The sequence below is a fragment of the Catenovulum maritimum genome, assembly GCF_001050375.1.
Lineage (GTDB): Bacteria > Pseudomonadota > Gammaproteobacteria > Enterobacterales > Alteromonadaceae > Catenovulum > Catenovulum maritimum.
Genome location: NZ_KQ130489.1, coordinates 34,223 through 46,779, shown reverse-complemented (window position 1 = coordinate 46,779; position 12,557 = coordinate 34,223). Strand labels below are relative to the sequence as shown.

Sequence of the window (12,557 nt, the reverse complement as noted above, 5' to 3'; positions counted from 1 at the left end):
ATAAATCCATAAAACACTTATCTGCGGAGATAAAAAATGAAGACAACAAATTTATTTAAATTAAGTCTAATTTCAACAGGTTTAACACTGGCACTATCTGCCTGTTCTATAGATTTTGGTTCAGATAATGATGATAAAAAACCAGAGCCACAAAATCTAACTTTATCATTTGCTGAAATTTCGGTACCCGTTACTTTAGATGCTCAGCAAGCTGTAAGAGCAAGTCGTGAAGTCAGCATTAATGGTAAATTACAAACCATAGGTTACCAAAAAATAATGTCGACTGGTAAAGAAGACACTATTACCAAAGAAGTCTTTGGTTTATCAAAAGATTACATGGATCAAGCTATTAGTTTTGAAGATGGTAGTCCATATATTTGTAATGGCACAAATGCAGGTGTTGGCTCAGGTTTAGATTACAACAGCTTGATTCAAAAAAACGACAAGCTGTATATGGTTTCTCAATTTGAGTGTCAAATTGGCTCTTTATACGTACAAGAAATAGCACAAGACGCTGCGGGTAAACTAACTCCAGTTGAAGGCACGCTTGAGTTTATCAGTCAAAAAGATGATTTTGGCGGTTGGGTTCACTGTGCAGGACAAACAACACCTTGGCAATCTCACCTTGGCTCGGAAGAATATGAACCACCAGGTGACTTAACAGTTGGTGATGACGGCAAAACGGGTAATTTTTACTATGATGCAATTGCGCCATATTGGGGTGATGATCTCACACAGGCAAATCCATACTATTATGGCTGGACGCCAGAAGTTGAAATTAATGCGCAAGGTAAAGCAGAGTTTACCAAGCACTATAGTATGGGACGTTTTGCGCATGAACTTGCTTATGTAATGCCAGACAATAAAACGGTTTATTTAAGTGATGACGGCACGAATGGTGGCCTGTACATGTTTATTGCTGATCAAGCTGAAGATTTAAGCTCAGGCACCTTGTATGCAGTAAAATGGAATCAAACATCAGCAGAAAATTTTGGTGTAGCAGATTTAGAGTGGGTTAATTTAGGCCACGCAACCAATGCTGAAATTAAAGCTGAAGTATCTAAAAAATTACATTTATCAGACATATTTGACATGGTTTCACCAGCTGACGATGCGTCATGTGCATCGGGTTTCACTTCTATCAATACAGCGGCTGGCCATGAATGTATCAAGCTAAAAGATATTAACAACGACACTATGATAGATGCTAAAGATGAAATGATAGCTTCTCGCTTAGAGACTCGTCGTTTTGCATCTTATAAAGGCGCAACCACTGAATTCAGAAAAGAAGAAGGCATTAGTTATAACGCCAGAGATAAAAAATTATATCTCGCTATGTCTGAAGTCGCTCGCGGTATGGAAAACTTCCAAAGAGGTGGTTCAGATAGAGACTCTTATGATATTGGCGGCCATAACGACATCCAAGTGCAATACAATCCATGCGGCGTAGTTTACGAAATGGACGTGAGTGAAAATACTCAAGTTGGCTCTATGTATGTGGCGAATAAGATACAAACATTAGTTGCGGGTATTCCTAAAATTTATGAAGATGGCCACGAGTTTGCTGGTAACTCATGTGATGTTAATGGCATAGCTTCACCAGATAACGTTTCTTATTTAGCTGATTCAAACACTTTAATCATAGGTGAAGATACCTCTAAGCATCTAAACAATATGATTTGGTCATATGACTTAGAAACAGCTAGCTTAACTCGCATCTACACTTCGCCGTTAAAAGCAGAGACAACCTCACCATTTTGGTATAAAGATATTAATGGGTTTGGTTACTTAACTGCTGTGGCTCAGCATCCTTCTGGTCGAGCAAGCGATATGGAAAGCGAAGTTGGTTATGTGGGACCATTTAGATTTATGTCTAATAAATAATCAATTTTGATCTTTAGTAAAAAGAGAAGCCTAGGCTTCTCTTTTTGTCTTTTGTTAATTTATTCAAGTTGTGAAAAATGAAATTGCAAAGTTTAATTCCCTACTCTTTTTGTCTATTCAGTTTAATTTTAACTGGTTGTAATACAGAGCAAGACCAACAAACACAAGCCGTGTTTTCCGAGTTAAAACAAGCCTTAGCAAATCAAACATATCGCCCTGCAAAAGTGATGTTTAATGAAGCCGCTTATGTGCCTGCTCAGTGCTACACCAAAACTCAAGATGAAGCCAATAATACCTACAACCCCTGCTATGTTTGTCACGCAAATGGTAAAAGACCGAATTACATCAATGGTACGGATCTACAAACAGAATATGGATTCACAGCTGAATATCTTCAAACTAACAGATGGAAAAATCTATTTCGTGATTTTTCCAAACCAATCGCCGCGCAAAGCGATCAAGAAATTACTCAATACATAAGAAGCTCCAATTACTTTAATGCGGACAATCAAATAACCCTAGCTGCAGAATTAGCTAAACCAAATAAAAATTGGGACGTAAATAACAATGGCAAATGGGATGGCTATACACCTGATGTGTACTTCAATTTTGACGCAAAAGGTTTTGATAAAACCCCGAATGGTCAGTATACCGGATGGCGAGTTTTTGCTTACGCACCTTTCCCTGGCGCATTTTTACCGACCAATGGTTCCACTGATGATGTGTTAATTCGATTACCCGAGATATACCGTCAAGACAAAGACAAAAAGTTTGACCTAAAAGTATACGAATTAAATTTAGCCATAGTCGAAAGTTTGTTAAAAGAAGAAAACATTCAAATTCCAAGCACAGATGAAGCCCTATACCAAGTAGATTTAAACAAAGATGGTAAGCTCAACCTAGCCTCCCAAATTGTCTATCGATGGGCACCTAAACAAAATATTTACATGTCTTATGTCGGGTTAGCAAATTCACTTTTTGACCAGCAAGCAATAAAAATGGCTGCCGGTTTATATCCTGAAGGCACCGAGTTTTTACATACGGTCAGATATATAGACCATAACGATAAAGGCCAAATGCAAATGTCAGCAAGAATCAAAGAAGTTAGACATAGCATAAAAACCAGCTGGAATACTTATGCACAACTACAAAACGCAGCGCTCAGCGAAATTAAAGAAAAGCATGATTTTCCAGAGCGTTTACGACAATTTTCAGGTAACGCTGAAACTGGCCTATACACAGGTTTTGGTTGGCGCTACCAAGGCTTTATTGAAGATAAGATCGGAAAATTAAGACCACAGACCTATGAAGAAACCGTCGCTTGCATGGGCTGCCATTCAGGTATCAGTGCAACGCTAGATAGCAGCTTTGCTATGCCAAGAAAATACAATCAAGATCAGTTTAAACTAGGCTGGTATCACTGGTCAGAAAAAGGCTTAAAAGCATTACCAGAATATCAATACTCAGATGGCAGAGGCGAATACACAACTTACTTAAAACATAACCCTTGGGGAGATGAGTTTCGATCTAATGCACAAATCTTTAATAAATTTAATCCCGTAAACGAATCTGCTAAAGCCAGTTTAACTGCGCAAATAAAACAAGATATAAGTATTTTGCTTGAACCTTCTCAGGAAAGAGCACTGTTGCTGAATAAAGCTTATCGCGCCATAGTGCAAGAACAAAGCTATATATGGGGCCGCCAAGCTGTATTAAACCCAGCAAAAAATATCCATCAATTTATTGAGTCCGGTACAGCAACAGGCATAGAAACTGCTATTTTAAAATAGCGCTTTCTAACCATAGATTGCGACAGCTCACGCCAACTTTCTAAACCCACAAACCAAAAGACCAGACCAAAATCATTGATTTTGGTCTGGTCTTTTTAAATTAATGAACAAAGCTTTAAACCAAGTTTAATTACCTAACTGTGTTTGGGTAGTCCTCTGGTGCAAAACTATCCACTGCGATAGCCGCTTGTCTCAGCTCGTCGGCTCGTTTAATTTTCGCAGCTTCCTCAGCTGTAATTAATTCGATTTCTAATGCTTTTTCAATTGCTTTCGCGAGCGGCACTCGACGTGGTAATTTACCTGTTTTTTGCGCACCGTGGATCTTAAGCTCAATAGACTGACACTCGTGCATGGCATTAAATGCAGCTTCAATACTACCAACCGCGTCTTTCTCATCTGTTCCCATATAACAAAGGTGTGTAATTCTATCCCGTGCAGGAGACGATTTTAGCAATGTGCGACAGATAGCTCGCGCTAAACTATCACTTGGCTTGCGATACGATATACCATATGGAAAAACGACTCGTCTTAAAATCGAGCTCAGCCATTTAGGTTTAAAGTTTTCGAAGTAGCCATCGAAGGCTTGTCCCATTTCATACAAAGCGTTTTGGATAGAATAATGGACTAGCGGTAAATCAGATACCTGACGACCATCAGCTTCGTAACGCTTTAATACAGCAGAAGCTAAATATAATTGGCTAAAAACATCCCCTAGCCTAGCCGATATCATTTCTTTGCGTTTTAACGCACCGCCTAATACCAACATAGAAACATCAGAACAAACCGCTAATGCCGAGCTCATTCGGTTAAGCTGTTTGTAGTAATCAGCCGTTTCACCTGCCACAGGAGACTGAGCAAATTTAGAAGCGGTTAAACCACTCAATAATGTGTAGCCAAAGTTTCTCGCGCTAAACGCAATATGCTTAACTAATAAAGCGTCAAAGTCTTTTAATCCTTGCTTAAAGTCTGAGTTTGCTGCAGCTTCCATTTCTTTAAATACATATGGATGACATCGAGTCGCACCTTGGCCAAAAATCATTAGATTACGAGTTAAAATATTCGCGCCCTCTACGGTGATCGCAATCGGAACGCCTAAATATAAATTCCCTAAATAATTTTGCGGGCCAAACTGAATCGCTTTGCCAGCATGAATATCCATAGCATCATTTAAAACCGTACGTCCAAGCTCTGTCATATGATATTTTGAAATCGCAGTGACAACAGAAGGTTTAGCCCCCATATCTAGCGCTGAAGTAGTAAATCGTCTTGTCGCTTCTAATACATAAGTGTGTGCGCCTATTCTCGCCAACGGCTCTTGAATACCTTCAAATTTACCGATAGATAAGCCAAACTGTTTTCTCACATAAGCATAAGCTGAAGTTGTTTTAGTACTAATGTGACCAATCGCGGTTGCTAAAGCAGGTAGAGAAATACCACGCCCAGCAGATAAACACTCAACCAGCATTCGCCAACCTTTACCAGCATAATCAGCACCACCAATCACCCAATCCATCGGAATAAATACCTCTTTACCTGAGGTGGTACCATTCATAAAGGCCAAGCCCATTGGCATATGACGATCGCCAATTTCGACGCCAGGATGATCGGCCGGAATTAACGCACAAGTGATACCTATATCTTCGGTTTCACCTAATAATTTGTCTGGATCATATAATTTAAATGCAAGCCCTAACACAGTAGCAACAGGTGCTAAAGTTATGTAGCGTTTATCCCACGTCAGTTTTATACCTAAAGTTTTAACCCCATTAAATTCTTCTTCACACACAATACCTTTATCTGGGATGGCGCCAGCGTCTGATCCGGCTTCTGGCCCAGTTAAAGCAAAACAAGGTACTTCTGTACCGTTAGATAAACCCGGTAACCATCTATCTTTTTGTTCTTGGGTGCCGTAATGCATTAACAATTCGCCTGGGCCTAGGCTATTAGGCACCATAACGCAGACAGCTGCACTGGTACTTCGAGTTGCTATTTTGGCGACTATTGTGGAATTAGCGGTTGCCGAAAACTCCAAACCGCCGTACGACTTTGGAATTATCATGGCAAAAAAGCCTTCACTTTTCATGTAATCCCAAACTTCTTTTGGTAAGTCATGCGCTTCATGAACAATTTTAAAATCGTCAATCATAGCTAATAAAGTATTAACTTGGTTATCTAGGAAATCTTGTTCTTCCTTAGATAAGCTGGCATCTGGGTAGTCATGCAGTTTTTGCCAATCGGGTTTGCCACAAAATATTTCGCCATCCCACCAAACATCACCTGCTTCCATCGCAGTTTTTTCAGTTGTTGACATAGGGGGTAATATTTTCTTAAAAGCGACAAATATTGGTTTTGTTAGATACTTAGTTCTAATTTCTGTAATCGTAAATAACAAAACAATAACTAAGATAATTAAGAGTAAAAACGTCATGTTACACCTCACCTTGAGTTAGGTTTATTTGGGTTTGAGTAGCTAAACTTGCATTAATAAATGGAACGAGCTTTTGCATTAAATGGTTTACATTTATGCTAGCGCCCCAGTCAGATTCTGATATTTCAGATAAGGCAGAACTTGAGGACATAGTAAATACCATGGCACCTAGACAAAAATGTAAACGCCAAAATAGCGCTTCTTTGTTTAAGTGAGGCGTTACCCGGTTAAAGTGTTCAAAAATTTGGTTAAGTTCTTGGGCATAACTTGATTGTATGTAACGCCGTAAATGGCCTTGAGATTCTGAGTATCCTCTGCCAACTAACATCAAAAAATTTTTAGCACTGTCAGAGTTTATTGTGTCCAATATTCTTAGCGCGTTAAAAAAGCAATTAACTGTAGAGGCTAGGTTGTTTTCGGCTTGATCGAGCTCTTTAATAAGTTGCGGCATAAAAAGCGCTAAATATCGAGAAAGAACAGCCTGAATTAATGTTTTTTTTGAACCAAAATGATAGTTAACCGAAGCTAAATTAACCTCTGCTTCGGTTGTAATTTCGCGAAGCGATGTCGAATTAAATCCCTGCTTAGCAAACAGCTTCTCAGCGTGTATCAAGATTTTGGTTTTGGTATCAAGTTTTGCCAAATGCTCACCTATCATAAATTCAAACAAGCGTTTTAAATTTATGTTTAAAACTGGCAATAGTCAAATTTAGCTTATCATTTTATTAACAAATTTATTAAACATAAACTGTATGTAGGAACAGCCGCATAAATTTGAGGTTAATTACAGCTTTTAATGACAATACACGGTTTAATTTTAGCTTAAACTTTAAGAATATTCGTAACGAATAATAGATAAAAATGAATTGATACAAACTCAAACAAAAATAAGCAAAGATTTGATTATTAAAAACTAAATATTTATCCTAGAATAAAAGTAATCGTTTTTGCTACATTCAATCCCGTTGGATTAAATGTTACTTATCAAGGCTCTATTTATTTTCAATGAAAAGATTCTCTGAATTTAAATCATCTATTTATGCTTTTATAGCCTGCATATTATTAACCTTGATAACTTCTCACCTGCTCAACAAAAAAAATGATCAAACTATCTTCTTCGAAAAAAGTGCAAAACTTAAACAAATTGAAGAACAGTTTAAATTCAATTTAGAACAACAACTTTTTTTGTACCAATGGATGTCGAACATTTGGATAAGTTCTGATTTAACTCAAGCCCATAAATGGCAACAGCAAGCAGCACAAATAAGCCAACAATATGACTTTATAGATGGTTTATATTGGGTAAATAATAAGTTTGTGATTGAATGGGTTCAACCATTAATTAGCAACCAAAATTTGATTGGTTACGAGTTTGAAAATTCATCTAGCTTACTGCAAAAATTTAAAAAGTTAGAATCTGAGAAATCTTGGTTTAGTTATCCCTTACCAAATTTAAAAACAATTCAGGACACACTGCTAATTTCGGTATCCGTTAAAGATCAAGACAAATTTTTAGGTTCGATGAGCGCTTTAATCAATCTCAAAAAACTGAATGCGTCTCTTATTTCTTCAGCCTATGACGATGGTTTTATCGTCTCTATATCAGTCAAACCCATATCTACTGCACCACACCAAATCATTTTTGAGCGCGTTATTTTAGATAATCAGTGGTATTTTTCGATTATGCCAACCCCTAAAAAGTTATCTAATAAAGCAAATACTGAAGCAAATTGGGTACTTTTAGTCGGTTTCATTTTGTCATTATTTTTTGCAAGCTTTGTTAGGTTTAATAAGCTAACTCGCCGTTACAGTAAACATTTGAATAAAGTAAACCAAAATTTAAAACTTCAAATACACAAAACCCAACAAACAGAAGAAGCTTTAATAAAAAACGCGAAAACAGACGTGTTAACTACCTTGCCTAATCGTTTTGCTTTTGAAGAATTATTAATCGAAAAACTAGCAAATAAAATTAACCGAGATGTTGCGGTTATTTTAATTGGTTTAGACAATTTTTCCGATATCAATACCCTACTCGGACATAAGGTAGGCGACCAATTGCTATTAAAAGCAACATCGAGAATCCAGAAATTATGTACATCTGACAGTTTTTTATGCCGCTTTGGTGGTGACGAATTTGCTATATTTATTGATGATGCTGATTGCAACATCACGATTAGTCGTTTAGTTAATCGATTGCTGTGTTTACTGGAAGTTAAATTTAAAATTGATGGTTATGAGTTTCACACCAGTGCGAGTATAGGTTTCACCATTGAAAACATTGCTACCACATCAGAAATGTTACTACTTCAGCATGTTGATAGCGCATTAACACAAGCTAAGAGAGAAGGAAAAAATCAGATATGTCGTTACAACTCTCACCTAGATAGTTTAATCGCGGACAGAATTTCATTATTAAAATCACTCAGAAACGCCATTCAAAACCAAGAGTTTGTGCTCTACTACCAGCCTAAAATAAACTATAAAACAAAAAAATATATTGGTGTTGAAGCTCTCATTCGTTGGATAAATCCAACTACAGGTGAAATTAAAACACCTGATGAATTTATTCCGTTAGCTGAAGAGTCTGGCATTATCATTAATTTAGGTAAATGGATTATTGAAACGGCTTGCCAGCAATTAAAATTATGGCACGAAATGGGCTTTAATCATTTAACCATGGCGATTAACATTTCAGGACGCCAAATTGAGTCTGATGATTTGTATCAAACGATTAGAACGGAATACCTAAAACAAAATTTTTCAGCTGCATGTTTACAGCTAGAATTAACCGAACAAGTATTTATTGAAAATGTGAAACATAATGAAAGTGTTATGCGACAAATCGTTGATTTAGGTTGCTCACTTGCGATTGACGATTTTGGTGTTGGTTACTCATCTTTAACTTATTTAAAGCAGTTCCCTGTCGATACATTAAAAATTGATAAATCATTTGTCCAACAATTACCTAGTTCAGCTGATGATCTCGCAATTGTTGAAGCCGTGATAGATTTAGCCCACAACTTAGGCATAGATATCATAGCTGAGGGTGTTGAAAGCCAAGCCCAAGCTGAATTTTTATTAGCTAAAGACTGCAAAATTCTACAGGGCTATTTATTCTCCAAACCTGTATCTGCAGATACACTAACCCAAGCATTTTTAAATGATGAAAACTGGTCATAGCTATATTGATTTAGCCCTAGCTAAGACTTTTTATTCCTAAGCTTTATTTAGCTCTATTATATATTTAACTGTGATTTTTACGCTTCTGATTCAATTTTATATTAGAATACAGCCCAAGTACTTTAGTAGTGGGTCTTGGCATTGCAAAACGACAAAATAAATACGGCTAACTTAAAATCATTTTTCCCTTTTTTTAAACATAACCCTGATTTAACTTATTTGGATAATGCCGCCACAACTCAAATTTGTCAGCCCGCATTAACCGCAATAAATGAGTATTATTGTCGATCGCACTCAAATGTTCATAGATCGAGTCACACAACCGCAAAAGCCAATACCAATCAATTTGAACAAGTAAGGCAGAAACTTGCTCACTGGCTCAATGCCGATTCGAGTAAAGAAATCATTTGGACTAAAGGGGCAACAGAAGCCGCTAATTTACTTGCTTACTCATTATCTAATCAATTTAGTTCTGGCGATGAAGTTATTACCTCAATCACCGAGCACCATGCTAACTTTGTTACTTGGCAACAAATGTGTATTAAACTCAATTTGAAGTTAAAAATCGTCAGGTTAACGGATGATCTCAAAATTGATTTAACCCACCTTGAAAGCTTAATAACCCCTAAAACGAAAGTGCTTGCTTTAGCGCATGTCGCGAATGCCACAGGCGTTAAACAACCAATTGAAGAAGCCATTAGCATAGCTAGAGAAATTAACCCTGAAACACTGTGCGTCATTGATGGTTCACAAGCAGTTTGCCACTTAAACCTAGATGTAAAACAAATAGATGCAGATTTCTATTTTTTCTCTGGTCACAAAATGTTTGCCGGTACTGGCATAGGGGTTTTATATGGTAAGCAGATTAGATTAGAACAGCTTAATCCATTTCATTTCGGCGGCGAAATGGTTAATCAAGTGAGTGTTGAGGCAACAAGCTTCAATCAACTTCCGTACAAATTTGAAGCAGGTACGCCCAATATTGCAGCTGTTTTCGCCTTAGGTGCCACTGTCGATTTCCTATCTGAAATACAGACAGATACAGTCAGGCAACGAGAATCTCAATTAATAGACTATTTGCTACACCAACTGCAACAAGTGCCAAACCTTAGTATTTTAGCTAAGCATGATTTAGTTGGTGCTGTATCATTTAATATTTCAAATTGGCATCCGAGTGATGTGTCTGAAATTTTAAGCCAAATGAATATCGCACTTAGAGTTGGAAAGCACTGTGCTATGCCATTATTTAATGAAATTAATCAAGATGGCAGTGTTCGGGTATCAATTTCTCTTTATAATGACAAACAAGATATAGATAAATTAATCGCAGCACTTTTAGATTTAGAAAACTTTTTATGACCCAATTATATTCAGAGCAAGCACAAAGCCTTATTGATTTTTTCCAGCAGCAAAATGGTTGGGAATACCGTTATCGACATTTAATGAAATTGGCAGCAAAACTCGAAAAAATAGCTCCTGAAAATCTGTCGGATGATAAAAAGATTGATGGCTGCGAAACCAATGTCTGGATGCAGTTTGATTGTTCAAATACGTTTAATTTTACTGCAAATTGTGAAGCACGAATTATGAGCGGGATTTTATACTTACTTCAAGCTGCATTAAACCAACAAACTTTACAGTATGTCAGCGAATTCAATCTATCTATTTATTTAAATCAACTAGGTTTAGCTAACCATTTCAGTGAATCCAGAACCAATGGACTTAAGTCAATTGAGGCTCAAATAAAAAAACACGCTATTAGATAGAAATTAACTTGCATTGATTTGATCTAGCACTAGTCTTAGTAATGTAGAAAACACTATGCTTGAGCTAGGCTTTAGCAATTAGGACTGACTATGTGGCATCAACTCGAAGCAACTTTATCCGATAGTTTAAACCTCAATTTTGTTATTAAAGACAAGCGAAGTATATCAGGTGGCGACATAAGCCAAGCCTATCTAATTTCTGATGGGACATTTCAGTTTTTTGTTAAAGTTAATAAGACTCAATTTATTGATAACTTTAATTGTGAAGCCCATGCCCTATCAACAATTGAACATACAGACTCAATTTCCTGCCCTAAAGTAATCTGCGTTGAGCAATCTAAAGCCCATTCATTTTTAGTTTTAAATTATTTAAATTTTGATGACCAACAAGGTTGCGACTGGGAAAAAGCCGGAAAGAAGTTAGCCAAGATGCATCTAAATTCTGCACAGGCTATGTTTGGTTTTGAAGACGATAATTACATAGGAAATACATTACAGCCGAATAAATGGCATAAAAACTGGGCTAGTTTTTTTTCCGAACAAAGAATAGGTTATCAATTAAAACTATTAGCAGATAAAGGCATTCGTCTGGGTGACATAGATGAAATAGTTGCCGTTATTCATAATTTATTAAAACCAAGAAAAGCTCAAGCTTGTTTACTACATGGTGACCTTTGGCGAGGCAATATAGGTTTTCATCAACAACAACCTTTTATTTATGACCCCACTAGTTACTATGGTGATAACGAAGTTGATCTAGCAATGACTGAACTATTTGGTACTTTTCCGGATGAATTTTATCTAGGCTATTATTCTAAAATACCAGAATCCGCTGGGTACCATCAACGTAAAGAGATATATAACTTTTACCATATTCTTAATCATGTGAATTTATTTGGGGATAGCTACCTAAATCAGGCAAAATCTATGCTTAAATGTATTGCTCAGTTCTAAGCTTTACGTCTGTATTTCACCTTTAGCTTAGTTATTTTGTTTCCGCTTAAAACCGCTTGATTGTCTTACACCCTCCAATTAATTGTGTAAATTATGCTGCACAAAAATCAGCTTTAAAACCTATCAAAGTTTGTAACAAAGTATCAAATCTCAAATCAGCAGCTATGATATAAATATAAGGTTTTTGGTTGGAGCATCTAAAACTATAGTTAATAATTTCATAAAGTTAACTTACCTACATTCGGGTTTATAAATATAGTTTTTAGCTAAATTTATTTCATTCATTAATAGGAATATAAAGATGAACTTAAAAGATCAATCGACTGAATGCCCGCACTGCGGCCATCATATTCATGTGATTTTAGATGATTCAAATGGAGACCAAGACTATTTCGAAGATTGTCCCGCTTGCTGCAATGCAATACACATTATGTTCCATCTTAACGAGAGCGCCGAAAAGTTGGAATTCCAAATCCAAGCTGAGTAAAGTTAAAATTGAGTGAATGCTTGTTTGCACAAGTTGATTCACTCAAGTAAAGCACCTCTACTCAT

The 12,557-nt window shown here is 36.6% G+C and carries 9 protein-coding genes; 7 read left to right on the top strand and 2 right to left on the bottom strand.

Features of this window, described 5'->3' with window-relative positions; translation table 11 throughout:
• Window positions 1-36: 36 nt before the first annotated feature.
• Window positions 37-1,884, top strand: a complete 1,848-nt coding sequence (locus XM47_RS09520) for a PhoX family protein (protein ID WP_048691990.1) — start codon at window positions 37-39, stop codon at window positions 1,882-1,884.
• Window positions 1,885-1,961: 77 nt separating this feature from the next.
• Window positions 1,962-3,674: a hypothetical protein gene (locus XM47_RS09515; protein WP_053084536.1), complete on the top strand. Its 1,713-nt coding sequence runs from the start codon at window positions 1,962-1,964 to the stop codon at window positions 3,672-3,674.
• A gap of 130 nt (window positions 3,675-3,804) precedes the next feature.
• Here the strand turns inward: XM47_RS09515 and XM47_RS09510 are convergent, their stop codons facing one another.
• Window positions 3,805-6,102, bottom strand: a complete 2,298-nt coding sequence (locus tag XM47_RS09510; protein WP_048691988.1) for an acyl-CoA dehydrogenase — start codon at window positions 6,100-6,102, stop codon at window positions 3,805-3,807.
• Between the two features lies 1 nt (window position 6,103).
• Window positions 6,104-6,745 carry a TetR/AcrR family transcriptional regulator gene (locus XM47_RS09505; protein ID WP_048692205.1) on the bottom strand — a complete coding sequence of 214 codons (642 nt, stop codon included), beginning with the start codon at window positions 6,743-6,745 and terminating at the stop codon, window positions 6,104-6,106.
• A gap of 362 nt (window positions 6,746-7,107) precedes the next feature.
• Here XM47_RS09505 and XM47_RS09500 point away from each other — a divergent pair, with 362 nt between their 5' ends.
• The 5 genes from XM47_RS09500 to XM47_RS09480 all read left to right on the top strand — a co-directional run bounded on the left by XM47_RS09500 (window position 7,108) and on the right by XM47_RS09480 (window position 12,492).
• Window positions 7,108-9,285 (top strand): putative bifunctional diguanylate cyclase/phosphodiesterase, encoded by a 2,178-nt coding sequence (locus tag XM47_RS09500; protein WP_048691986.1) that lies wholly within the window; start codon window positions 7,108-7,110, stop codon window positions 9,283-9,285.
• A gap of 135 nt (window positions 9,286-9,420) precedes the next feature.
• Window positions 9,421-10,644, top strand: a complete 1,224-nt coding sequence (locus tag XM47_RS09495; RefSeq protein WP_048691985.1) for an aminotransferase class V-fold PLP-dependent enzyme — start codon at window positions 9,421-9,423, stop codon at window positions 10,642-10,644.
• A complete protein-coding gene (locus XM47_RS09490) occupies window positions 10,641-11,051 on the top strand; it encodes a SufE family protein (RefSeq protein WP_048691982.1) in 411 nt (136 codons plus the stop codon). The genes XM47_RS09495 and XM47_RS09490 overlap by 4 nt, the downstream gene beginning before the upstream one ends.
• Window positions 11,052-11,141: 90 nt before the next feature.
• Window positions 11,142-12,005 (top strand): fructosamine kinase family protein, encoded by an 864-nt coding sequence (locus XM47_RS09485; RefSeq protein ID WP_048691980.1) that lies wholly within the window; start codon window positions 11,142-11,144, stop codon window positions 12,003-12,005.
• Between the two features lie 301 nt (window positions 12,006-12,306).
• Entirely contained in the window at window positions 12,307-12,492 is a 186-nt protein-coding gene (locus XM47_RS09480) for a CPXCG motif-containing cysteine-rich protein (RefSeq protein WP_048691978.1), read from the top strand.
• Window positions 12,493-12,557: the final 65 nt, after the last annotated feature.

Excerpts from the sequence above, each read along its gene's own strand:
- XM47_RS09520 (WP_048691990.1), top strand. The coding sequence starts at position 37 with ATGAAGACAACAAATTTATTTAAATTAAGTCTAATTTCAACAGGTTTA.
- XM47_RS09515 (WP_053084536.1), top strand. The coding sequence starts at position 1,962 with ATGAAATTGCAAAGTTTAATTCCCTACTCTTTTTGTCTATTCAGTTTA.
- XM47_RS09510 (WP_048691988.1), bottom strand. The coding sequence starts at position 6,102 with ATGACGTTTTTACTCTTAATTATCTTAGTTATTGTTTTGTTATTTACG.
- XM47_RS09500 (WP_048691986.1), top strand. The coding sequence starts at position 7,108 with ATGAAAAGATTCTCTGAATTTAAATCATCTATTTATGCTTTTATAGCC.
- XM47_RS09490 (WP_048691982.1), top strand. The coding sequence starts at position 10,641 with ATGACCCAATTATATTCAGAGCAAGCACAAAGCCTTATTGATTTTTTC.
- XM47_RS09485 (WP_048691980.1), top strand. The coding sequence starts at position 11,142 with ATGTGGCATCAACTCGAAGCAACTTTATCCGATAGTTTAAACCTCAAT.
- XM47_RS09480 (WP_048691978.1), top strand. The coding sequence starts at position 12,307 with ATGAACTTAAAAGATCAATCGACTGAATGCCCGCACTGCGGCCATCAT.